Below are 24,645 nucleotides of genomic sequence, written 5' to 3' on the forward strand. Positions count from 1 at the left end.
TGCTAAATATGACGTAGGTGTCACAACAAGGTTATGGTGAGTAAGCGTTTATGAATGTAGTATGTATTTGAAACGGAGAGCACACTAAGGTTTATTATGGATGATTTTTCACCTTCTGATTTAAAAACAATTCTGCACTCAAAGCGCGCCAATATGTATTACTTGGAATATTGCCGTGTGATGCAAAAAGATGGCCGTGTGCTCTATTTGACCGAAGCCGATAAAGAAAACCTCTACTTCAATATTCCGATTGCCAACACCACCGTACTCATGCTCGGCAACGGTACTTCAATTACTCAAGCCGCCATGCGCATGCTCTCACAGGCTGGCGTATTGGTTGGATTTTGTGGCGGCGGCGGTACGCCACTGCACATGGCTTGCGAGGTGGAATGGTTCACGCCTCAGAGCGAATATCGCCCAACAGAATACTTACAAGGCTGGCTTTCATTCTGGTTTGATGATGAAAAACGCTTAACTGCCGCGAAGCAATTTCAAAACGCACGGATTGATTACTTGCAGCGTGTTTGGCGATCAGACCGAGAACTAACCCTTGAGAAATTTAATCTGCAAGATGAAGTGATAAAACAATCCCTTGAAACCTTTCACCAGCGTACCGAATCTGCCAGCAAACCTGCCGAACTGCTGCTTACGGAAGCGCAGCTCACCAAAGCGCTATACAAGTATGCCGCTAATAGCACAGGCAAAGACTGTTTTACTCGCCAGCACCAACCAGACAAAAAATGCACTGACAAAGCCAATGATTTTTTGAATCACGGCAACTACTTAGCCTATGGGCTTGCAGCAAGCTGCTTGTGGGTGCTTGGCATTCCTCACGGCTTTGCCGTCATGCATGGCAAAACCCGAAGGGGAGCTTTAGTGTTCGATGTCGCGGATTTAATTAAAGATGCCATTGTGCTGCCATGGGCGTTTGTTTGCGCTAAAGAAAACGCCACCGAACAAGAGTTTCGCCAACAAATACTGCAAGCTTTTATCGAGCATAAAGCACTCGATTTTATGTTCGATACGGTGAAAAGTATTGCTCTGCAAGGCCAGACAGAGTCCGAGAACGAACTTGAGAACAAACCAGAAAAGCACCTTGAGAGCAAGTCGAAGATTGAGCAAGAGAGTGAGGTGAACCCACGATGATGGTCACCTTTGTCAGTCAATGCGAGAAAAATGCCCTTCAGAAAACCCGCCGGGTACTCGATGCCTTCGCCAACCGGATTGGCGATAACACCTGGCAAACGCTCATCACCGAAGATGGTTTGTTGACCGTGAAAAAAATGCTGCGTCAAACCGCCAGCCGCAGCACCGCCGTCAGCTGCCACTGGATACGCTCCCGTTCGCGTAGTCAGTTTTTATGGGTGGTGGGTAACAAGAAGAAATTTAATGCAGAGGGATATGTGCCAGTCAATAGTACTGAGAAGGATTTGCTCAACAGCGAATATGAAAACGATTGGAAATATTTACCCCTGATTAAGGTGATCACTGGCATGGCCGCTTTGCTGCACGATTGGGGTAAAGCATCTTTACTTTTTCAGGAAAAGTTAAACCCAGAAGTAAAAACCAAGCATAAAGGTGACCCGCTACGCCATGAGTGGGTATCTTGTTTGCTCTTTCAGCAATGGGTTACTCATCAAACTCATGAACGTCTTGATGAGGTTTGGCTAAATTCACTGATTGATATAGGCATTGATGAAACTTGCTTTAATACCAATACATTACCCAAAGAAAAGGCGCTTGCCGAATTACCGACAGCGGCAGCTTTGATCGCTTGGTTGATCGTTTCTCATCACCGGTTGCCTTTACCCAAAGAGCAAGACCTGTGTGATAAACAACGAGAAGTTGATAACTCGTCGTTGGCTGATTTACTAGCCAGAATTACTCCAGCATGGGGCTACGAAAACCGCTTTGATGAGTACAACGAGCTACTGCCGAAATGTTTTGAGTTTCCGTTAGGGCTGCTCTCTAATTCTTCGATTTGGCTTGCTGAGCTAAAACGCCGCGCGAAAGACTTATTACATCACCTACCTTTACTCGTTCAGGCTATAAATGATGGTAGTTGGCGAGGGATTCTACACCATGCAAGGTTGTGCCTGATGTTAGGTGACCACTATTACTCTTCACAACCCAATGATCATCAATGGAAAACCTCGGTAGAGCTGTACGCTAATACCGATCCCACCACCAAAGCACGTAAACAAAAGTTGGATGAGCACTTAGTTAATGTCGCTAAAGTAGCGGTGAACACAGTGAAGCTACTGCCGTTTTTTGAATCAGAGCCACTAAAAGCCACTGAGCTCAGCGAGCTTGCACCTAAGGCCAACACGCCTAAAGCATTCCGTTGGCAAGACAAAGCGGTACGCAAAATCAATGAGTGGCGTGAACAAACGGAAGACAAAAGCCAAGGCTATTTTGTGGTGAACATGGCCAGTACCGGTTGTGGCAAAACCATCGCCAACGCCAAAATTATGCAGGCGTTATCTGAAGAGGGTGAAAGTCTGCGTTTTATTCTAGCACTTGGCTTGCGCACACTCACTTTGCAAACCGGTGACGAATACAAAGAACGGCTCAAACTGCAAGAAAGCGACTTGGCAGTACTTATAGGCTCTAAAGCAATTTCAGAGTTACATCAATCGGGTAAGACGGTTGAAAAAGATGACATTGAACCTGAACAAGCTGACGCTGGTTCTGAGTCTTTGGAGAGTCTTCAAGATGAAAACGATGTTCTGGATTGGCAAGGTGTGCTGCCTGAAGAAGAGCTCACGACCGTTTTAACCAAAGAAAAAGACCGAAAACTTCTGTATGCCCCAGTACTGGTGTGCACCATCGATCACATCATGGCCGCGACCGAAACTAAGCGTGGTGGGCGCTATATTCTGCCCTGTTTACGTTTAATGTCATCCGACTTGGTGATTGATGAAATTGACGACTTTACCGGCGATGATCTGATTGCGATTGGCCGATTAGTGCATCTGGCAGCCATGCTGGGGCGCAAAGTGATGATTTCCTCTGCCACCATACCGCCGGATTTAGCCCTTGGTTTATACAATGCCTATCGTCAAGGGTGGGCAGTGTTTGCCGCCAGCCGTGATCGAGTCAGTACTGTTAATTGTGTTTATGTCGATGAGTTTAGTACCGATACACAGCTGGTGGGCTGCGATGATCCTGATTTAACTGCCTATGAGGCTTTCCAACAACGCTTTGTGTCTAAACGCGTTGATAAGCTAAAACAGCAAATTGCAAGGCGAAAAGCCGATATCATTCCATGCATTAAACAGGGTGGGCAACCGCTTGAGAAACAGTACTTCGAGACAGTTAAGCAAGCGGTTTTGGCCAAACACCAGCACCACAACACCTTAGAGCCAGAGAGCCAAACCAGGGTATCGTTTGGCGTGGTTCGGGTTGCCAATATTCAACCTTGCGTCGAATTAACCCAATATCTACTCAGTTGTGATTGGCCCTCCGATACCGAAGTGCGCTGCATGGCTTATCACAGCCAGCAGGTGCTGTTGCTGCGCCATGAGCAAGAAAAGCATTTGGATGAAGTACTCAAGCGCAAAGAGAAAGCGGGTGAACACCCTGCCGCTTTTGCTCATCCCGTGATACGCGAACACCTAACCGTTTGCCAAGCAAAAAACCTGATTTTCATTCTGGTTGCCACCCCAGTTGAAGAAGTGGGGCGTGATCATGACTTTGATTGGGCGGTGATTGAACCCTCATCTTTTCGTTCGATCATTCAAATGGCAGGCCGCGTGCGCAGACATCGTGATGGCGAGGTGGAAATACCCAACATTGGCTTGTTGCAATACAACGTCAAAGGCTTCAAGGGAGGAGTAGAGCGAGTATTTAATCATCCCGGCTATGAAACAGACTCTATTTCACCGTTAGTCACCCATGATTTAAAAGAGTTGGTCGACGAAGAAGCATTGTTGCAATCAGTCAATGCCATTGCACGTATCCAAAAACGAACAATACCAGAGCCGCAAAAGAATCTGGCGGATTTAGAGCACTTTGCCACCGCGAAAACCCTTGGCACCGATCAAATTGGCAAACCACAGCAAGCCAATACTAGTCGCCAGGATAGATACAGCCGTAATCGTCGCAACAGTGCGCCGCAGTCATGTTGGCACGAGCATCTGCATGGTCATATTTACGGCTACTGGTGGCTTACCGCACTGCCGCAATACTTCAAACGCTTTCGTAAAAGTGAACCCACAGTGCAAATCTACTTAGTCAAAAAAGCGCGCAGTATCGAGTTTTGTTTGCGTGAAGAGCAGGGCGGCTTACATCCGATTGAACGCACCTTGAATATTGAACACCAGCCGCTGGCACCAACGCAGCAACAGAAGCTCTGGCTACAGCGTGATTACAGCGAGTTAGTCAGTTTATACAGTCCAAGCCCTGAGCAGGGGTTTGCCACGTCAGTTCGGTATGGCGAAATCAGTTTTATCTACCGTGAAGGTAATCAGCAATACAGCTACAACGACCAACTAGGGTTAGTCAGAACTTCCTAAAAGTAAAGGCTGGAAAAATCCAGCCTTTTGCTACCTGCATGGTAGTGAACATCTTAAACAATTAGATAATTTTCTAAGCTGCATTTTTGCAGTCGAGGGAGAGGCTACAGCATGAGTAGAACTCTTTCAAAGGATTTTCAAAATGTTTATTTAAAAAATTACATAATGGTTGATCTTGTTTTGTGGTGGTTATAGACTGGACAAAACTTAATCAAAAAGGGAGATGTCAAGTGATAGATCCAGCAATAGCAGCCTTTTTTGCGGAGCGTAAAGAAGCATGGCTTAAGAAAAACATCAGTGCAGCAATGTCTGATGCAGAAGTATTGGAAAAACAACAGGAGTGTGAGCAAAACTTTCTATTAGACAATTGGTTGCCTGATGCGGCCAAAAGAGCGGGGCAAATTTCTGTGGCTTCGCATCCTTGTACCTTTAGCCATCCGAGTGCGCGGAAAAATAAAAATGGTTACGTCTCGTCCATTATTGCTAAGAACAAACCTAGGACAGATGGTTTTCTTCGCTCCGGTAATGTGAGTGTTGAGCAAGATGCACTCGGTAATGCGGCGGCATTAGATGTATACAAGTTTCTCAGCTTAGAGATGAGCGACCAACGTTCTTTACTGTTGCATATTGAGCAAGAGAGCGAGTTAGCTCGGCAATTGCTTGATATACCAAGCTGTGAATATAAGGCGCTACGCGATGGCTTTTTAAAAATGGTTGATAGCGATCAGGCGTCTGTTTCCAGCTCGAAGATTAAGCAAGTCTATTTCCCTATAGCCGATGGGGAATATCATTTATTGTCGTTATTGACTCATTCCGGCCATCTTTTTGAATTACGTAAACGTCTTGATGTCCTTCGATTTGGTGATGCGGTAAAAGAGGCAAGAGAGTGCAAAAAAACGAGCCAATTTCACCCTGCGGGTTACCAAGAAATCTTTGGCCTAACCACGATTGGGTTTGGCGGCACAAAACCGCAAAATATCAGCGTGCTCAATAACCAAAACGCAGGTAAAGCACATTTGCTGGCCTCGATTCCACCGGAGTTAACACCTCGCGATATCCGTCTGCCGAGAACGGATTTTTTCAAAGAGAGTTTTACCGCTTGGCAAGCCAAAGAGGTGCTTGAAGCGCTGCATCGACTCTTTCTCACCGACTACAACAACATCAATCTCCGTGATGGGCGCGACTACCGTATTCAGCAATATGTTGATTTGGTGATTGAAAAAATGTGGCAAGTACGCCTGTTTCTTGAAGCGTATTCCGGTGAACTATCGAGTGCGTTGCCTTTGGATCAAAAAATCTGGCTCTATCCAGAGTTTGCTGATCAGCGTCAGCAAGAGGATGAGTGGCTCGATAAAATCATTCGCGACATTGCGCGAGGCTTAATCAACCATTACGGCCGCAGCAAAGTGATCAGCAGTCCCTTAACTCTAGCAGACCAAGAACTGCTGGCCATTGAAAAGGTGGTTGCCAGCAATAAGGAGAACTTGCGATGAATGTATTGATTCTTCCGCATCTTAAAATTCACAACGCCAATGCACTTTCAAGCCCATTTACCATTGGCTTTCCGGCGATGACGGCATGGTTAGGCTTTGTGCATGCCTTAGAGCGCAAGCTGAACCAAGCAGGTTTATCAGATCTCATACTGCATAGTGCTGCGGTGGTAAGCCACCGTTGTGATGTACAGATTCATAAAGGCGAAGGTGACTTTGTTCATTCAATTATCGGTACTGGTAATCCGCTCGATAAGGATGGTTCGCGCTCGGCATTTATTGAAGAGGCACGCTGCCACCTAGACGTTTCGTTAGTTATTGAGTGGAGTGGCAATGTCGATCAAGTGCAGCACGAGCGCTTCGCAGAACAACTGCAAGCGATTATCGCCACCATGAAAGTTGCAGGAGGCGATGTTCTCAGTATGCAGCGCCCATTTAATCAATCGACTGATATTGAAAGTGAGCAAGAGACCCGAAAATTACTCAATCAACTGATGCCGGGTTATGTACTCATTGAACGCCGCGATTTAATGATTGAAGCAATGCAGCAAGGCGATGATGCCTTAGATGCGCTGCTTGGTTACCTCACCGTACACCACCATTGTGAGCAGCTTGAAGACCAAAGTGTTGTTTGGCATAGCCAGCGCAAGACGAGCGGTTGGATTGTGCCAATCGCCACAGGGTTTCAAGGTATTTCACCATTAGCTGAAGCAAAAAATCAGCGCGATCCCTCAGTGCCGCATCGCTTTGCCGAAAGTGTGGTCACACTCGGCGAGTTTGTGATGGCGCACAAAATTAAGCATCTCGATGACATCCTTTGGCAATACCACCCCGATTTAGAAAACGATCTTTACCTTTGTCAGCAAGTTAATGCTATCAACGAACATCAATAAGGAAATTTCTCATGGCTAAAAATAACGACACAGCTTCAGTACTCGCATTTGAAAAAAAATTAGTGCCATCCGATGGCTATCTCTTTGGATGTAATTGGGAAACAAAAGCGCAAGCAACCCCATTAGCCCTACAAGAGAAATCGGTACGTGGCACGATTTCTAATCGCTTCAATAAGAAAGACGCAGGTGATTTCACAAAAGATCCAGCTAAACTCGATGCAAAAGTTGAAAGTCCAAACTTGCAGCGCGTGGATGCCTGTGCGTTGGGGCAGGATCACGATACTTTGAAGCTACATTTCACACTCAAAGTATTAGGGGGGCTTGCCCAACCTTCGGCGTGTAACAATGCGCTGTTCAAACAGAGCTACAGTGCTGCGGTTTCGCAGTACATTACCAAATATGGCTGTTTCGAATTGGCGAAACGTTATGCCACCAACCTTGCCAATGCCCGTTTTCTATGGCGCAACCGCGTTGGCGCAGAAGAGATTGAAGTGCAAGTCAAAGCATTAAACAAAGGGTCTGAGCAGACTTGGACTTTTAATGCCAAACAATTCAGTACTCGCCACTTTGATCATAACGATTCACAGATCAATAGTTTGGCCGACAGAATTGCTCAGGCACTGGCCAGCGAAACAGATCATTTGATGTTGCAAATTGACTGCTATGCCAAAGTCGGTAAAGCCCAAGAAGTTTACCCCAGTGAAGAGTTGGTGCTGGATAAAGGCAACAGTAAAACCAAGAAAAGTAAAATCCTGTATGCGGTTAATGAGCATGCTGCGATGCACTCACAAAAAATTGGTAATGCACTGCGTTCCATTGATACTTGGTACCCAGATTACGCATCTGAGGAGCAAAGTGCAGGAGCCATTGCGATTGAACCTTATGGCGCTGTCACCAATTTAGGAAAGGCGTTCCGTACCCCGAAAGACAAGCAAGATTTTTACACCTTCTTCGATAAGTGGGCGCGTGGTGAAAACTTGCCCCGTGAAGAAGATGAGCATTACGTTATGGCGGTATTGGTGCGTGGCGGTGTATTTGGCGAAAGTGACAAATAGGTGGCAGTGATGAACTACTACCAAGAGATCACTTTACTGCCAGATGCTGACATTGCCTTGGGCTTTCTTTGGCAAAACGTCTTTCAACAAGTCCACATCGCCTTGGTTGAGCACAAAGTGGGTAGCAATCAATCGCTCGTTGCGGTCGGTTTTCCTGATTATCGCCAAGCGCAATTTCCGCTCGGCAGTAAGTTACGCCTATTTGCTAAAGAGCAAACGACATTGGAAAAGTTGGATATCCACAGCTGGCTAACTCGCTTAGAAGACTATGTGCACATCAAAGGGATCAAACCCGTACCAAGCGATGTAACTTACGTAAGCTTTGTACGCAAGCAGGTGAAATCGCCCGAACGAATAGAGCGGGATATGCAGCAAAAAGCCGCACTATGGGCAGCAAAATCCGGTAAACCGCTGGTGGAATGTTTAGCGGATTTGCAACAAAGCAAGCCGACAGCATTGTGCTCTTTGCCGTTTATTTACTTGCATAGCCAGCAAACCAAGCAACGCTCACCAGAAAAAAATAGCAAGTTTCCGCTGTTTATTCAGATGCAGCAGCAAAGCACATCACAAGATGGGGGCTTCGATTGCTATGGCTTGAGTAGCAAAGCGAATGGACAGTCAGTATTGGCTACCGTACCGCACTTTTAAATTGAACGAAAAAGGTAAGTTTTAACCCTTTATTTTTTGCTCTTTAAAAATATATTTTAAATACAACAAGTTACAATGGGTGGTTTTTAATAAGGTAAAAAAGTAATTTTTATCCTAACTGCCTGTTGTAACTTATTTTTATTGATTTAGTCTATTGTTCACTGCCTTACAGGCAGCTTAGAAACTGAACGTTATGGCAAGATTTATGTCCCTGAAGTTCACTGCCTTACAGGCAGCTTAGAAATTCACAGCATCCTTCATGTAGTTATCTATAAGGTTCACTGCCTTACAGGCAGCTTAGAAAAATGAGATACTTATCGAACCGTCTGGTGATCTGTTCACTGCCTTACAGGCAGCTTAGAAAGATAAAAATTAGTGAAGGGGGTGGTCGAGCTTGTTCACTGCCTTACAGGCAGCTTAGAAAATTGCGGCACGCTCATGCGCGCATTGGCTAAGGTTCACTGCCTTACAGGCAGCTTAGAAATAAACCCGTCCTGCCAGACGCTTTTTATTACTGTTCACTGCCTTACAGGCAGCTTAGAAATGACAAACAGGATTGGAGGGATCGCCAGTAGCGTTCACTGCCTTACAGGCAGCTTAGAAAACCCGTGTAATTCGGGTGAGAAAGGGCACAACGTTCACTGCCTTACAGGCAGCTTAGAAACAAATAGGGGCGGCGCTGGGGGCTAAGGGCGCGTTCACTGCCTTACAGGCAGCTTAGAAACATACGAGCGGGCCGTGTGGCTCGAGGACCAGGTTCACTGCCTTACAGGCAGCTTAGAAAAGTCAACGGTCCGCCCTTCGATGGACTTTGAAGTTCACTGCCTTACAGGCAGCTTAGAAAATGGCTAGCGCGCAGGCTTAAGCAGTAGTCGTGTTCACTGCCTTACAGGCAGCTTAGAAAGTTAATGTCGTTTAACAATAACTTGACCATCGGTTCACTGCCTTACAGGCAGCTTAGAAATCTAAATAATAACACGAATTTGGTTTATTTAAGTTCACTGCCTTACAGGCAGCTTAGAAATTTGCGAGCAGGATCAGGGCGTTGATTTTGTGGTTCACTGCCTTACAGGCAGCTTAGAAAGTAAACAGCACGACTACCCAAAGCTTTACACCGTTCACTGCCTTACAGGCAGCTTAGAAATAGGCCGAGTACCGCGCCAGTGGCGACGCGCAGTTCACTGCCTTACAGGCAGCTTAGAAAATGACATACGCCTTAAATTGAATCGTCTACATGTTCACTGCCTTACAGGCAGCTTAGAAAGCCTGAGCAAACCAATCAGGATTACCAACAGGGTTCACTGCCTTACAGGCAGCTTAGAAAGAATGGTCAGCAAATGGACGCAAGCGCAAGGAGTTCACTGCCTTACAGGCAGCTTAGAAATTTAATCGATTCAACACCGCGATATGGCGAGCGTTCACTGCCTTACAGGCAGCTTAGAAAATGAATGGGAAGGTGAAGGCGGTTGCGAAGATGTTCACTGCCTTACAGGCAGCTTAGAAATAGCCGAGCACTAGGCCGAGGAGGTTTAATGAGTTCACTGCCTTACAGGCAGCTTAGAAATAGCCGAGCACTAGGCCGAGGAGGTTTAATGAGTTCACTGCCTTACAGGCAGCTTAGAAATATCCTGCGCTATCGGCCGTCGGGGTGGCTGAGTTCACTGCCTTACAGGCAGCTTAGAAATGATGCATTCCCAAATTATACGTTTGAGCGTGGTTCACTGCCTTACAGGCAGCTTAGAAATTGGCGCTGGCGCCAGTATGCCAAGGTGTAAAGTTCACTGCCTTACAGGCAGCTTAGAAAGGTAAGTAAGTTTTGATAGCGATAAGGCATTCGTTCACTGCCTTACAGGCAGCTTAGAAATCTGATTCTTCGCCAGTCATAGAAAAATGGGTGTTCACTGCCTTACAGGCAGCTTAGAAATACAAGCCAAACCTGTTCTACACTAAACAGGCGTTCACTGCCTTACAGGCAGCTTAGAAATGACAGCTTAACAGTAATATCACCAGCTACAGGTTCACTGCCTTACAGGCAGCTTAGAAAAGCATCAGTCATCAAATCAAGCTCATCATCTAGTTCACTGCCTTACAGGCAGCTTAGAAATGTACGGAAGATAATCTTGCTTCTTGGCTTCTGTTCACTGCCTTACAGGCAGCTTAGAAAGTTGCCATGGCTTTAATGGCTTCTTTAACTGCGTTCACTGCCTTACAGGCAGCTTAGAAATAGAGGGAAATTGTTATGAAAAAATCGTTAAAGTTCACTGCCTTACAGGCAGCTTAGAAATAGAGGGAAATTGTTATGAAAAAATCGTTAAAGTTCACTGCCTTACAGGCAGCTTAGAAATGTACGGAAGATAATCTTGCTTCTTGGCTTCTGTTCACTGCCTTACAGGCAGCTTAGAAAGTTGCCATGGCTTTAATGGCTTCTTTAACTGCGTTCACTGCCTTACAGGCAGCTTAGAAATAGAGGGAAATTGTTATGAAAAAATCGTTAAAGTTCACTGCCTTACAGGCAGCTTAGAAAAGTGGCAATATTGGCGCCACAAATCCCATAAAGTTCACTGCCTTACAGGCAGCTTAGAAAATAAACTAACCGTAGAGTAATTATCATGCCAGGTTCACTGCCTTACAGGCAGCTTAGAAAAGGTACGCCTCTGTCGCGCTGTTCGCGTTGGCGTTCACTGCCTTACAGGCAGCTTAGAAAAGTTAGCGTAACTGCCCCGACCGTGACTGGTTGTTCACTGCCTTACAGGCAGCTTAGAAATTGCACAAGGTTGCGACCCTTTAGCGCTTTGCGTTCACTGCCTTACAGGCAGCTTAGAAAAGTGAGAGGGCGGATTGAACGATACTTACTCAGTTCACTGCCTTACAGGCAGCTTAGAAAAGGCATCCGTTCACTGAACAATGTGATCACTGGTTCACTGCCTTACAGGCAGCTTAGAAATGGCGATAGTTGAGACTTGCCCGACTCCACATGTTCACTGCCTTACAGGCAGCTTAGAAATACTCGTAAAAAATCAGAAGTGTCTTGGATTGGTTCACTGCCTTACAGGCAGCTTAGAAAATCACGTTTAACACCTGTCAGCCTTCCGGCTAGTTCACTGCCTTACAGGCAGCTTAGAAATCATGAAGTATTGGCAAAATATCCTAAGTACCGTTCACTGCCTTACAGGCAGCTTAGAAATTTGATTTTTTAACTAGCCCTGCTGAGTAGAAGTTCACTGCCTTACAGGCAGCTTAGAAAACCAATAACAATATGTGCAACTTCAACATTAAGTTCACTGCCTTACAGGCAGCTTAGAAAAAAAGCGTATCGCTACGCTCCCATCAAGGGGAGTTCACTGCCTTACAGGCAGCTTAGAAACTACCCATCCCTCGAACTTATCGTAAAGCTCAGTTCACTGCCTTACAGGCAGCTTAGAAAACGTATTTTTTGTGATGCCGATTGCCGTGATGGTTCACTGCCTTACAGGCAGCTTAGAAACATGGAAAAATGATAATGGTGAAGGTCGTTGTGTTCACTGCCTTACAGGCAGCTTAGAAAAAGCTGGCACGTTGACGCCAACAGATAAGCACGTTCACTGCCTTACAGGCAGCTTAGAAAAGTGAGCGAGATTGAGGAATTTTGCGATGTTAGTTCACTGCCTTACAGGCAGCTTAGAAAAAGGTCTGCGAGTTGCTCTCCATTTACTGAATGTTCACTGCCTTACAGGCAGCTTAGAAAACCAGAATCAGCAGCAAACGCACTAAATGACGGTTCACTGCCTTACAGGCAGCTTAGAAATTGTTGTAATGCCACACCATGATTAGGTCTAGGTTCACTGCCTTACAGGCAGCTTAGAAAAATCCTGCCGACGGTGATTACCCATATGGATCGTTCACTGCCTTACAGGCAGCTTAGAAACGACGGAACCGTGAACATTAACGGCGCTATCAGTTCACTGCCTTACAGGCAGCTTAGAAAAGCATACGCGACACCATGATCAATAGCATTGCGTTCACTGCCTTACAGGCAGCTTAGAAAGAGACAATCGATAATATTTTTACAGGCACTATGTTCACTGCCTTACAGGCAGCTTAGAAAAACCAGCACGTGTCATGGTTAGTTGTGAAGTGGTTCACTGCCTTACAGGCAGCTTAGAAAGAGTACAGACGCTATGCCAATAATCCGACACTGTTCACTGCCTTACAGGCAGCTTAGAAACAGCTGGCGGAGATAACACCGTGGTCAGGTTTGTTCACTGCCTTACAGGCAGCTTAGAAATGAAAGGTAATGCCGCGATTACTGAGCTAAACGTTCACTGCCTTACAGGCAGCTTAGAAAAAGGTGCGAGAGAGCGTGAAAAGGGTGGGCGAGTTCACTGCCTTACAGGCAGCTTAGAAAGCAAGGCCGTAGGTGGTCATTGCCATTTTGCCGTTCACTGCCTTACAGGCAGCTTAGAAAGCAAGGCCGTAGGTGGTCATTGCCATTTTGCCGTTCACTGCCTTACAGGCAGCTTAGAAATTCTCTGGCGGCAATTTCGGCAACTTTGTTAAGTTCACTGCCTTACAGGCAGCTTAGAAAAAGCTCGATGAAATCCTGCATCAAATTCAGGAGTTCACTGCCTTACAGGCAGCTTAGAAAACACTAACCGCAGTGCTTACCTGCTTTGTTATGTTCACTGCCTTACAGGCAGCTTAGAAATTTATCTGTCGGAAACACCAGCTCGCTAGAGCGTTCACTGCCTTACAGGCAGCTTAGAAAGGGAAGGTAAGGGAAAGTTCAAGTTTGAGCATGTTCACTGCCTTACAGGCAGCTTAGAAAACCTAAGGATTTAATAGATGCATTAATTTGCGGTTCACTGCCTTACAGGCAGCTTAGAAATCAACATAACGTTCTCACATTGTGCGCATCCTGTTCACTGCCTTACAGGCAGCTTAGAAATTTTTAACCAGGTCTTTTGCTTGGTCCTTGGAGTTCACTGCCTTACAGGCAGCTTAGAAACCAACCAGCTAACAATCTCTTTACGTACTAGCGTTCACTGCCTTACAGGCAGCTTAGAAAATTTGCAGCCTTCTAAGCTCATCAGGCTTAATGTTCACTGCCTTACAGGCAGCTTAGAAAGAGTGGAACTGTCACGGTCAACGCAACGTGTAGTTCACTGCCTTACAGGCAGCTTAGAAAATACAACACCTTCGGTGATGACAGTCATATCGGTTCACTGCCTTACAGGCAGCTTAGAAAGTACCCATACGGCTACGCGCTAAGCGGCGACCGTTCACTGCCTTACAGGCAGCTTAGAAATAACGCGTTAGCGCTCGCTTCGGCTCGTTACGGTTCACTGCCTTACAGGCAGCTTAGAAAAATCGTGGGCCTCCACTGTTCACCACCGTTCCGTTCACTGCCTTACAGGCAGCTTAGAAAAAGCGTTGCACCTGTACCAACAACACCCGAGAGTTCACTGCCTTACAGGCAGCTTAGAAAGAGCATGCTAATTAAAACTAAACGCGGCGCTCGTTCACTGCCTTACAGGCAGCTTAGAAAAACTGTGGCAACTTTAAGCGTCGTGGTGTGTTGTTCACTGCCTTACAGGCAGCTTAGAAAAGACGGGCTGACCGTGGGTGGCTGGCTGGACTGTTCACTGCCTTACAGGCAGCTTAGAAAGAGTAAAGGAAGCGCACGCAGAACTGTTAAGGGTTCACTGCCTTACAGGCAGCTTAGAAATTAACACCGCGGCGTTGCGCGCGCGGGTGGTGGTTCACTGCCTTACAGGCAGCTTAGAAAAATGATTGCTGTTGCAGCACCTGTTCCAGCACGTTCACTGCCTTACAGGCAGCTTAGAAATATCTAGCCAGATGATTAACGATTTGCGCTTCGTTCACTGCCTTAAAGGCAGCTTAGAAAAAACTGCTGTTCAAGAGTTCGCTCAGTTTCTGGTTCACTGCCTTACAGGCAGCTTAGAAAGAGCCAACCCAAGGCGACAAGCTGGCAATTGTGTTCACTGCCTTACAGGCAGCTTAGAAAATAGAAACATCGCGGTCATCAAAGGTGAAATCGTTCACTGCCTTACAGGCAGCTTAGAAAAACGATAAGCCACTGTGCGAGTTGAGTGATGAGTTCACTGCCTTACAGGCAGCTTAGAAAAATATGCTTAGATAATCCTTATCTCTCCTGCGGTTCACTGCCTTACAGGCAGCTTAGAAAATAGCCCCAAATGTCTCCGTTATCTGGGTTGCGTTCACTGCCTTACAGGCAGCTTAGAAATTGATACGCACATCATAAGAAAACTAAGAAGTGTTCACTGCCGTACAGGCAGCTTAGAAAATTAACGGTAACCGCTGGCAGTGATGTAGTGGGTTCACTGCCGTACAGGCAGCTTAGAAAAACTTAGGCAGACGATGACGCTATGGTTGCCCGTTCACTGCCGTACAGGCAGCTTAGAAATGTGCGCCAAAATATCAATATGGAGTCGCAAAGTTCACTGCCGTACAGGCAGCTTAGAAATCAATAGCAGCACAAATTTGATTTGTTCTTCGTTGATGTAGCCTAATAACATTAAGCCTTTTGGGTGAGGGCTTTTTATACGTCTACATATATTGATTCAACGTTTTTTTGATGCAAGTCAGTGTTAGCTGATTGGGCTGATTTAAACAAGGATGGCTGAGATGAAATTAGGTGTACCTTTCGGGCAGGATAAAACCACTGGCGAGTGGAAAGATGTTGCAGGGGTCGAGCGGGGGCTTGCCTGTGGTTGTATTTGCCCTTCTTGTCTTTTGCCTTTGTCCGCCCATCAGGGAGATGAGCGAGAATGGCACTTTACTCACCACACCAGAAATACACCTAAAGTAGAAATAGTTGATTGCGAGTTTTCTTTTGAAGTTTTCGTGAGGATGATGATCCATCAATTGCTGCGGGAAGGCGCATCACTCAAGTTACCTGCATATTTTAAGCCTGTTAGTGTACCAAAGGTTTTACGAGAACAATTTCCTCCCGAAGTGATGGTATTTAAAGATCTGGAGTTAAAGGGCTCTGCGGGTGTAAAGCTCACGTTAGACGCTGATTTTTGTGGGCATAAAGTTGATGCTTTATATGAATTCAATAAAGCACTCTTTAGTGCTCTATTTGGAATACCGAGGGCGTAAATGCCAACTCGAAAAGCCATTATTACAAGAGTTGAATACTGGTGTTACAACACTCAATATCGATGCTTTATCAACGTTTTTTTATCATCAGCCGATGGTCGAAACAGGGAAACTAGGAACTGCCAGAGCCCAGTTATTAGGCTGGCTTCAAACAAGTATCAAGGCTAAAGATTGGTATTATCATCCCCGAGAGAAGGCGTGTATTGCTAAGAGAGATGAAGATATCAATAAGGCACTGAAAGAATTAACTACCGGAAGCCATGTTTTATCTATCCCTGCACATCAACAGCTCAAATGCCAGTGCCTTGGTTGCGGCAAAATGTTTATGGGTATTCGTAATAAGGTTAACCCCTGTCCGGACTGCCAAACACATCTTTATGTTACAGATAGATAGGAAGCTACGAAGGTGTGCAACTTCCTGGCTCTTCAATTAGTAAATGCTCTTACGGGGGGCATATGGTGTTGTAATGCATTTTTATAATCTAAATCAAAAAGTAACAGACCAATCGCCATCATCGGTAAGCACATCGACTTGTTTTACATCACAATCACCATTGGCTATCACTGAAATCGATTCTCCAAATTTAAGTAATTTAGGGAGTCCCGACATTACGGTGCCGCCACAATTTCCCCTGTTTATGATGACTTTGTTTATCGTTACAGTATCGCTAATGGCTTTTACGTTGATACTTGGGTACGTATAGCCAAATGTTGTTTGATATTCGTAAGTAATTTCAATGTTAGGCTGCGAGTTTCCACAGCCAAAAATCATCAAAGTTAAAGCTAAAATAACCAATGTTTTAATCATATAAACCACACTTTTTACTGTATGTCAGAGTATCGTTGAACCCTATCAACTTGTGTTAAATCAAGTTGATTTTCAATGTTCTAGACTCACGCCCTTTGCTTTTTCAAAGGGTGAAGGTGAGTCATTACGAGGCACTATTAGTGAGCTTTTTGGTTTGGACAAAAACGGTGATTGAGTATCCAATCCCGTATAATGCTGAAAATATCCCCCATCCGGCAGAGGCTTCTAAATCAACTTCTGCAAACGCAGAGGCAAGAATGAGGCATAAAGGGAAAAACACCATTCCTATGATTGACATGGTTTTTACGACAGACATGTATAACTCCTTTTAAAAATTGTGTTTAACGACATCACCGGTCTTGAAAGAAGATGCTTACTTATAATAGAAGCATTTTTTAGACCTTAAATATCGAAATGACAACTATACAGGTCGAAATGTATCCTTCATGGCGTGGTTTGTCTATAGCCAGTGCTTGAGAATTATCCAGTATTCAATGCCCTGGAGTTCTCAAGTGAATGATGATGAAGTGTTAAAAATGGGGATGGCCTTCGGCCGAGCGGTTAAGTTGCGCCGTGTTGAGGTGGGGTTTAACCAAGAGGAACTAGCTGATAAAGCTGAACTTGCAAGATCATTTGTATCAAGTGTTGAGCGTGGTGTGGCTAAGGCATCTATCGCTTCAGTGTGGAAACTAGCCCAAGCCTTGAATTGTCACCCTTCAGACCTTTGGATTACGGCTGAAAGGCTTTATGGCACTCGAAGTGAAGATTAAAAATAAAAACTTACTACCTAAATAATTCTACAGTTTGATGGTAGTTATGGTCTACTTAAATCTAGATCTGAAGCTATATTCGAGAAATAGGAAGGTAAATTTAGATAGCACTATATAAGGACAATAACCCCCTTCTAAGAGAAGGGGGCATTAAAACAAGGTTGATTACTTAATCGAATTGGCTACTTGCTCACCTGCTATTCGTCCAAATACTATGGTGTCAGCAATTGCATTCCCTGCCAATCTATTTGCACCATGAACTCCTCCTGTCACTTCTCCCGCAGCAAAGAGACCTTTTATTGGTAAGCCATTGTGATCGATGACTTCAGTTTTCGCGTTAATTTTTAAGCCTCCCATAGTGTGATGGACGGCGGGTTTAATTTTGACCGCATAAATTGGGTATTGAAGATCATCTGCCATATTTTTACGGCCAAAGTCTGCATCTTTTCCCTTCATTTTAAAATCGTTATAACGTTTAATTGCGTGGTCAAATTTTTGAGCATTCATTTTAGTTGCTTTAGCTATTTCATCTGCTGAGTTGCCTTTAAAAATAATACCTAAATCCAACATTCCACGTAGTTGGCCTAGTCTATCCAAGACGGTTTCATCAAAAACTAACCAAGCATCCTTACCTTCTTGTGCCCAAATACATTCAGACACCTTATCTCTTGGCCCCATTTCATCACAGAACCGGTCACCATCATTATTTAACATGATTGCTCCGGCACCTCGTGCAGTCCCTGAAATAACCATTTTCCCTGCTGCTGCCGTTGGAAAGGCTTGAATTTCTTTTATATCAACAACCTCTGCACCTGCTTTGGGGGCAAAAGTTAGCGCATCTCCTACGTTACCTGGATTGTTTGTTGCATCGACTCCTTTCAAATCTGGGCGATATTTTGCCACTAGTTCATTATTTCGAGCAAAACCACCTGAAGCAATAATGACTGCTTTAGCTCCAAGTATATGTAGTTTCGAGTGTTTTCCTTGAACAAGGACGCCAGTGACAACCCCTTGTTTATCTTGTACTAACTGGATAACTTTACTATTTGTACGCGTTTCAATCCCGAGTTTCTTTGCTGTTTCTTTTAGGGTGTTAACGATTTCAGGACCTGATTTCGCCCCACCTGTAGGCCTATGTAAACGTTCAGCATTATGCCCCCCAGCACTTGATGCTGACGTTAAATCTGCTCCCATTGCTTGTAGCCAATCAATCCCAGCGCTGCCGTTTTCTGTCAAGATTTTAACGAGATTGGGGTTGTTTATGTTATGTCCACCTTTCATTGTATCTTCGTACCACAGTGCCTTACTGTCAGGATAGTTTTTAAGGGCTTGTGTGATTGTTTCTGCGGCAGACATTCCGCCTGCGGCTAACATGCTATTCCCTCCTATATAGGGTTGCTTTTCAAGAATAACGACATCTGCAACACCATGTTGCCTCGCTGAAATAGCCGCAGCATGTCCTGCTGCACCTGCTCCAATAACAACAACTTGGTGTTGTTCAACTGGAGCTTTTGCAAGGGCTGTATCAATCATTTCTTGAGTAACTTTAGGGAATTGATAGCTATCAAGAATGGGCTTGTCATCAGAAAAGGGGATTTTGAACTCATTCTTAAAAGAGTCGTGACAAGTTTGGCAGACGAATACCGGTTGTTTATGGCCCGAGTGGCAACTAGTACATGACACATCAATAAGGTGGCTATGGTGTGGGGATAGTTTTGTTTTTGATTTAGTAGCTAATTTATCCATAGTACCATGACAACTTTCACAGGACTTATTTTCATAACTTTCTGCATCATCAACTTTTATAGGCTTTGTGTGACATGATTGGCAATTATTGCCATTATCAATATGGAATTCTGATAACGTTTGTCCAAAACTAAATGTTGATATAAAAAAAGCAGATATAGCTAACGGTAATAACTTGGTGTTAAACATTACTCTTACCTCTCTAGTGTTTTAATTCACATTCATCATTGCTTCAGGGGTGCATGTTGACAAAGCAAAAAAATTAATTTGTCAGAATAGAAAAATTCACTTAACACAAGGAGATGGCATGAGAGTTATACCTCCGATAAAATCGATTATTTATTTTGAGGCAGCAGCTAGACTGCAAAGTTTTAAACTTGCTGCAATGGAACTGAATGTTACGCCTGGTGCAATTAGCCATCAGATAAGTACGTTAGAAGATTTTATTGGTAAAAAAGTATTTGAAAGAGGTAGCAGGAAAGTTACTCTAACCTATTGTGGTTTAAGGTATTATTCTAGAATATCCATGATTTTGCAAAATATGGAAGAAGCTACGGTTGACCTGGGGATTGAAGGGAGTAAGCCAAAAATCAAAATAGCTATACCTCCTTCATTATTAAAGAATTGGCTTCTACCAAGGTTGGTAGATAACAAGCTAAAAGAGCTTAATCGTAGTGTTGAATTCATTGATACATTAGATTACCTTGAATTTTCTAAGTGTGATTTAGATCTGGCAATACGTTATGGCTACGACTCTTGGGATAATCTCTACTCAGTTTTTTTATTTCATGAAGAAATGATCCCAGTATGCCATCCTAATTATTTTAATTCTGATGTTCTTAGCTTTAATCAGGAGATTGTCGATAAACATACTTTGATTTTTACCAACAACCGTTTAGTTCAATGGGATATTGTCATGCAGTATTTTGGAGTAGAGCGAAAATCGAGCCAGAGTAAACTTATCTTTCAAAACTCTATTCAAGCAATAGAAGCTGCAATTCAAGGTGCTGGTATTGCTTATGTGAATCGAATTCTAGTCTCAAAAGAGTTGGCTAATGGACGTTTGATTAAGCCATTTGATATATATATGCCAAAACATAAATCTCCCGCGTATCATCTTGTCAGTACTTATGAGCATATGCAGGATGAATCAACATTTAAGCTATATCAAACCATTTTGGGTTTTGCTAAATCAGTTAAGGCTTAATGAGTTTGATGTCATAATTTTGTAGTTTTTTGAGATTAGAACGCTAAGATATTTTTATACTATTTAATGTAAGCGATGCTCATAGCATTTATGAGCTCGATTGATGTTTTTGTTAACCGAGCTCGCGGTGTTTTTATTTAGCTATTTACAACTTTAAATCCTTTAAAGCTTGATGCAGATAGAGACCCTTTCGAGGCTTCTTCTATATGTCCACTCCACCAGCTCATCATCGGGCGTCTTCTTTCCAAAAAGTCTGTCCTGTTATATGCAGTTCTAACTTGATTGGAGTCTACGTGTGCTAATGCCGATTCAATCAAATCTGGTTCAAAACCCTGTTCATTTAATGTTGTACTGGCTAGAGATCGTAAGCCATGACTGACAAGTCGGTTTGCAAACCCCATACGTTTTAATGCCATATTTGCAGTTTGGCTATTGCAGTGCTCTAGAGGATTGCGATCTGAAGGGAAAACATAAGGCCGATGTCCACTAATAGGCTTCATTGTCTCAAGAAGTGCCAACATTTGCTCTGTCAGTGGGATTGTGTGAACTCGTCTTTTTTTCATTTTCTCAGCTGGAATAGTCCAAGTTTTTTCTTCGAAATTAAACTCATCCCAACGTGTCGAGGCGGCTTCAGAAGGTCTAGTCATAGTGTGTAATTGCCATTCAATTAGGCAACGAGTTGTACGTTTGATGGAGGCATTTGCTAGGGCTAACATTAGCTCAGGTAATTCTTCAGGTTTTAGGGTTGCCATATTTTCTTTTACCGGTTTTTTGAAACCAGCTTTTACTCCAACAAGTGGATTGGCAAAAATTAGGCCGCAGTTAACAGCAAATACCATGACTTCATTTAGGCGTTGAGTGAGCCTTTTCACTGTTTCCAAACTGCCTGAAGCCTCTATAGGGCGAAAAAGCTCAATAATCATCGGTGATGTGATTTTTGATATGGGCATATCTTTGAGTTTGGGGAATACGTGACGCTCAAATGAGCGCCATATATCTGTTGCGTAATCAGTTGTTACACTGTGTTTTTTGGTCTCAATCCACTGAGATGCGACATTAAACAAGGTATGTTCGGTAATACTTTGTTCTTCTAATCGCTTTTGGCTTCGATGCTCTTTGGGATCAATCCCTTGAGCAACCAATGCTCGATTTTCAAGAGTCAATTGCCTTGCTTGAGCTAAAGATATTTCTGGGTATGTACCCAATCCAATATTGATACGCGCTTTGGTTGTGGGATGACGATAGTTAAAGTTCCAGAGTTTAGACCCATTACATCTGACTCTGAGTTGCAGTCCATCTCCATCCGATAAGACCTTATCCTTGTCATCGGGTTTGATTGATTTAATTTCCTTATCACTAAGACGAGTCGCTCTGGCACACATAGACTATCTCCAAACCGTTTTGGTATTCCAAATAATAGCGACATTTCGCTTGGAATACCATTTGGAATACCAGAGTATATGGCAGTTAATGGACGTCTATGGACAGTGGTGGAATGTAAGTTATTGATTTTACGTTGTTCTAGACAAGAAAAAAGACGTCCTGAGACGTCTTCGTTCTTTTATTTGGTGGAGGCGGCGGGACTTGAACCCGCGTCCAGAAAACCTACATCCAAGGCGCTACATGCTTAGTCTTTCTATTGTTTAACCGTTTGAACTCCGAAAGACAGGATCCCAAACGGTGAGTCCGGTACTGTTTCGCGGTTCACCCCCGGACAGGGTTCCCTCGCTAGCACGATGTGAGATGACCATCAAATCCACTGCCCATGTGCGAAGCGTGTGGTAGATGGCTAGCGGCATTAAGCGGCTAGAGCGTAGTTATCGTCGTTTGCAACTATAACTTTGCGGCTTTTAACGAGGCCAACCGCCCCTCGGCATGCTCCCAGGGTTTCGTGAATCCTGTCGAATCCAGAATCGCCCCCAAGAAAGTTGATTGTAACTCGTAGCGTAAAGATAACCTAGTATCATTTGCTGCAAGTTCAATCGTTTGTTCATTATCCGCGCGTTTTTTCCTTTTTCATTACGCGGGCTTTTTCGACTTCCCATTCGCGCGCTTTAGTATCTTCACGCTTGTCGTGATCTTTTTTACCTTTACCTAGGCCGATTTCCACTTTGACCCAAGCCCCTTTACGCCAGTACATTGAGATAGGGATAATCGAGTAGCCTTGGCGTTCCACTAAACCTGCTAATTTGTCCAACTCTTTACGACTTAACAGTAATTTTTTGAGTCGTATAGGGTCGCACACCACATGGGTAGAGGCGGTATTGAGCGGAATAATGGTACAGCCGTGCATAAAGGCTTCGCCATTTTTCAGGAAGACGTAGCAGTCCGATAGGTTCACTTTACCCATGCGGATAGACTTCACTTCCCATCCCATGAGGGATAGGCCGGCTTCCATTTTTTCTTCGAAACGGTATTCGAAGGTTGCGCGCTTATTACGTGCGATTGTCGCAGGCGCGGCTTTTTTTGAGTTTTTCTTTACCATAGTGGCGCCATTATACGCACGGTGAATCAATTTGAAATGGATATAAGGGTTTATTTGAGCTATTTCAAGCCTTCATTAGTTTGTTGCTGGTTTTTTATACGGTTTTGGCGGTGTCATCATAGGGATATGTGAGGGGTGCGTTTTTTAAGTATCGTGGTAGAATCCAAACCAATTTTTGTTAGCTTCCCTAGAGATTAGGGCGCGCGGAGTTCGCTTGAGACAGCGTGTTTACTTAGATTGAGAGTGCCAAGCTTTATGCCGCAAATTTCTCGAAGTGTGTTAGTTCGTTTTAGTGCGATGCAAATGTATGATTTAGTCAATGATGTTGAGTCGTACAAAGAGTTTTTACCCGGTTGTGTTGGCGGTAAAGTGCTTGAGTTTGATGGTAAAACCATGGTGGCCTCGGTCGATGTGAGTAAGGCGGGGATCCGTAAGACCTTTACCACGCGCAATCAGGTGGTGCCGGGAAAGAGTATCGAGTTAAGACTTGAAAATGGGCCTTTTAAACACTTATTCGGCCAGTGGCGTTTTACCGAGTTGACTGAAGATGCCTGTAAGGTGGAGTTCGATTTAAATTTCGAGTTTTCCAGCTCATTGGTCGATATGGCTTTTGGTAAAGTGTTTAATGATCTTATGGTGTCAATGGTGACGGCATTTACCAGCCGCGCTAAGGTAATTTACAGTGACAAATGAAGCAGATAAGTTCGTCGTCGATGTTATTTATGCGCTGCCGACTCAGCAGAAGGTGATTTCGGTTAGCGTATTGCCCGGCACGAGCGCGATTGACATAGTGCGTCAGAGCAATATGGTGAGTTTTTTCCCTGAGATTGATTTAGAAACGGTAAAGCTTGGGGTGTTTAGCAATGTGATTAAGCATGACCAAGTGATTTTACCTGGGCAGCGAGTAGAGATTTATCGCCCGTTGATTGCCGATCCTAAGGATGTGCGCCGTCGCCGTGCCGATAAGGCCAAGGATGAAGGTCGTGCCAATAAAGTGACCGGTGGACGGGTGTCTTAATCTGTCTGCAACACCAGCACACAAAAAAAGCGCCATGGGCGCTTTTTGTTTTTAAGGTAAGTGTTAAACCAGTGTACTTACTTGATTGGCTTTTGAACTTGCGCTTCGGTTTGATTTTCTTTCACTAATGGCTTTTCATCTGGGCGCTGTGCTGGCACCTGCGGCGCAGATTCTGCGGTGTTTACCATCGGCAACTTACTTTGCTCAAGCGGCGTATTAAACTCTGGGCTTAATTCATAGTCGCCCTTCACTAAGCTTAATTTGTTGCCAGTAAAGTGCAGGATCAGTTCTTTGTGGGTAATGCTCGCATCACGGCCACTCTTATAGTGGTACACATAATACCAAGTGTCATCGGCAAAGCTGTCACGCAGTACTGGGCGACCAAGAATGTATTCGGCCTGCTCTTTGGTCATGTCGATACGCAACTTTTCAACCTGTTGCGGCTCCATGTAGTTGCCTTGCGGAATATCGGGCTTATAGATCAGCCAATCAAACACGCTACAGGCACTGAGCGAAACTGAGAGCGCAATGGCACTCAGCAGGGTAAGACTTTGCTTTTTATTGATCATTGTATGCGCTACTTCTGAAAATCTGGCGGCCATCATACCCAAGCAGTCCCCCCTATGACAAGGGTAATTGGGCGTTGCGGCGCTTATCGTTGCAATTGTGTGAGTTTTCGACCTAAGCGGCTGGCTTTAGTTCGCTGTGTGTGAAGATTTTTATCATGGACACTGATTTACGGCGATTGTTACCTGTATCGCTTTTTGTTTTATATGTACCGTGTAGGGCGGTAATTAGGTCAGAAAATTTTACCAAATGCAGTATTGTGCTGTGGCATTGTTAGCTGAATGTGGGTAGAGTTGTGAAAGTTTTTTGTTTTGATGAT

At 44.3% G+C, this 24,645-nt stretch carries 18 protein-coding genes, 1 other RNA gene and 1 CRISPR repeat array; of the genes, 12 read left to right on the forward strand and 7 right to left on the reverse strand.

Annotated features, from left to right (window positions below; all coding sequences use genetic code 11):
• Nucleotides 1–96 precede the first annotated feature (96 nt).
• The 8 genes from cas1f to HG547_RS03360 all read left to right on the forward strand — a co-directional run bounded on the left by cas1f (nucleotide 97) and on the right by HG547_RS03360 (nucleotide 16,119).
• A complete protein-coding gene (cas1f, locus tag HG547_RS03325; RefSeq protein WP_211164524.1) occupies nucleotides 97–1,146 on the forward strand; it encodes a type I-F CRISPR-associated endonuclease Cas1f in 1,050 nt (349 codons plus the stop codon).
• Complete coding sequence (gene cas3f / locus HG547_RS03330) at nucleotides 1,143–4,517, forward strand: type I-F CRISPR-associated helicase Cas3f (protein ID WP_169547003.1); 3,375 nt, start codon at nucleotides 1,143–1,145, stop codon at nucleotides 4,515–4,517. The genes cas1f and cas3f overlap by 4 nt, the downstream gene beginning before the upstream one ends.
• A gap of 230 nt (nucleotides 4,518–4,747) precedes the next feature.
• Nucleotides 4,748–6,010, forward strand: coding sequence for a type I-F CRISPR-associated protein Csy1 (gene csy1 / locus HG547_RS03335; RefSeq protein WP_169547004.1), 1,263 nt, complete (start codon nucleotides 4,748–4,750; stop codon nucleotides 6,008–6,010).
• On the forward strand, nucleotides 6,007–6,900 hold the full coding sequence (csy2, locus tag HG547_RS03340) for a type I-F CRISPR-associated protein Csy2 (RefSeq protein ID WP_169547005.1): 894 nt from the start codon (nucleotides 6,007–6,009) through the stop codon (nucleotides 6,898–6,900). Before csy1 ends, csy2 begins: the two co-directional genes overlap by 4 nt.
• Before the next feature lie 11 nt (nucleotides 6,901–6,911).
• Nucleotides 6,912–7,955, forward strand: a complete 1,044-nt coding sequence (csy3, locus tag HG547_RS03345; RefSeq protein WP_169547006.1) for a type I-F CRISPR-associated protein Csy3 — start codon at nucleotides 6,912–6,914, stop codon at nucleotides 7,953–7,955.
• Between the two features lie 9 nt (nucleotides 7,956–7,964).
• Nucleotides 7,965–8,603, forward strand: coding sequence for a type I-F CRISPR-associated endoribonuclease Cas6/Csy4 (gene cas6f / locus HG547_RS03350; RefSeq protein ID WP_169547007.1), 639 nt, complete (start codon nucleotides 7,965–7,967; stop codon nucleotides 8,601–8,603).
• Between the two features lie 156 nt (nucleotides 8,604–8,759).
• Nucleotides 8,760–15,087: direct repeats of the CRISPR family, unit length 28 nt; unit sequence GTTCACTGCCTTACAGGCAGCTTAGAAA.
• A 161-nt stretch (nucleotides 15,088–15,248) separates the two neighbouring features.
• Entirely contained in the window at nucleotides 15,249–15,725 is a 477-nt protein-coding gene (locus HG547_RS03355; RefSeq protein WP_169547008.1) for a hypothetical protein, read from the forward strand.
• Entirely contained in the window at nucleotides 15,697–16,119 is a 423-nt protein-coding gene (locus tag HG547_RS03360) for a hypothetical protein (RefSeq protein ID WP_169547009.1), read from the forward strand. The genes HG547_RS03355 and HG547_RS03360 overlap by 29 nt, the downstream gene beginning before the upstream one ends.
• 93 nt (nucleotides 16,120–16,212) lie before the next feature.
• Here the strand turns inward: HG547_RS03360 and HG547_RS03365 are convergent, their stop codons facing one another.
• Nucleotides 16,213–16,533 carry a hypothetical protein gene (locus tag HG547_RS03365; protein WP_144375450.1) on the reverse strand — a complete coding sequence of 107 codons (321 nt, stop codon included), beginning with the start codon at nucleotides 16,531–16,533 and terminating at the stop codon, nucleotides 16,213–16,215.
• A 124-nt stretch (nucleotides 16,534–16,657) separates the two neighbouring features.
• Nucleotides 16,658–16,849, reverse strand: coding sequence for a hypothetical protein (locus HG547_RS03370; protein ID WP_037415839.1), 192 nt, complete (start codon nucleotides 16,847–16,849; stop codon nucleotides 16,658–16,660).
• 196 nt (nucleotides 16,850–17,045) lie between these two features.
• Here HG547_RS03370 and HG547_RS03375 point away from each other — a divergent pair, with 196 nt between their 5' ends.
• Entirely contained in the window at nucleotides 17,046–17,303 is a 258-nt protein-coding gene (locus HG547_RS03375) for a helix-turn-helix transcriptional regulator (RefSeq protein ID WP_348981354.1), read from the forward strand.
• A gap of 165 nt (nucleotides 17,304–17,468) precedes the next feature.
• Here the strand turns inward: HG547_RS03375 and HG547_RS03380 are convergent, their stop codons facing one another.
• Nucleotides 17,469–19,238, reverse strand: a complete 1,770-nt coding sequence (locus tag HG547_RS03380) for a flavocytochrome c (protein WP_169547010.1) — start codon at nucleotides 19,236–19,238, stop codon at nucleotides 17,469–17,471.
• A gap of 118 nt (nucleotides 19,239–19,356) precedes the next feature.
• Here HG547_RS03380 and HG547_RS03385 point away from each other — a divergent pair, with 118 nt between their 5' ends.
• Nucleotides 19,357–20,256, forward strand: coding sequence for a LysR substrate-binding domain-containing protein (locus tag HG547_RS03385; RefSeq protein WP_169547011.1), 900 nt, complete (start codon nucleotides 19,357–19,359; stop codon nucleotides 20,254–20,256).
• A gap of 137 nt (nucleotides 20,257–20,393) precedes the next feature.
• Here the strand turns inward: HG547_RS03385 and HG547_RS03390 are convergent, their stop codons facing one another.
• From HG547_RS03390 to smpB, 3 genes are all read right to left on the reverse strand, one after another.
• The gene (locus HG547_RS03390) at nucleotides 20,394–21,638 is read right to left on the reverse strand and encodes an integrase domain-containing protein (protein WP_088585866.1); all 1,245 of its coding nucleotides are present in this window, start codon (nucleotides 21,636–21,638) and stop codon (nucleotides 20,394–20,396) included.
• 184 nt (nucleotides 21,639–21,822) lie between these two features.
• Nucleotides 21,823–22,177, reverse strand: a transfer-messenger RNA (tmRNA) gene (ssrA, locus tag HG547_RS03395).
• Between the two features lie 72 nt (nucleotides 22,178–22,249).
• Complete coding sequence (gene smpB / locus HG547_RS03400; RefSeq protein ID WP_011071661.1) at nucleotides 22,250–22,741, reverse strand: SsrA-binding protein SmpB; 492 nt, start codon at nucleotides 22,739–22,741, stop codon at nucleotides 22,250–22,252.
• A 255-nt stretch (nucleotides 22,742–22,996) separates the two neighbouring features.
• On the opposite strand from smpB, the gene HG547_RS03405 reads away from it, so the two are divergent.
• Nucleotides 22,997–23,434: a type II toxin-antitoxin system RatA family toxin gene (locus tag HG547_RS03405; RefSeq protein WP_011623526.1), complete on the forward strand. Its 438-nt coding sequence runs from the start codon at nucleotides 22,997–22,999 to the stop codon at nucleotides 23,432–23,434.
• Nucleotides 23,424–23,759, forward strand: coding sequence for an RnfH family protein (locus HG547_RS03410; protein WP_037415988.1), 336 nt, complete (start codon nucleotides 23,424–23,426; stop codon nucleotides 23,757–23,759). The genes HG547_RS03405 and HG547_RS03410 overlap by 11 nt, the downstream gene beginning before the upstream one ends.
• A gap of 77 nt (nucleotides 23,760–23,836) precedes the next feature.
• Here the strand turns inward: HG547_RS03410 and bamE are convergent, their stop codons facing one another.
• Entirely contained in the window at nucleotides 23,837–24,328 is a 492-nt protein-coding gene (bamE, locus tag HG547_RS03415) for an outer membrane protein assembly factor BamE (RefSeq protein WP_037416135.1), read from the reverse strand.
• Between the last annotated feature and the right edge of the window lie 317 nt (nucleotides 24,329–24,645).

The organism is Shewanella sp. DNRA4, assembly GCF_012843185.1.
GTDB classification, from domain to species: Bacteria; Pseudomonadota; Gammaproteobacteria; order Enterobacterales; family Shewanellaceae; genus Shewanella; species Shewanella xiamenensis.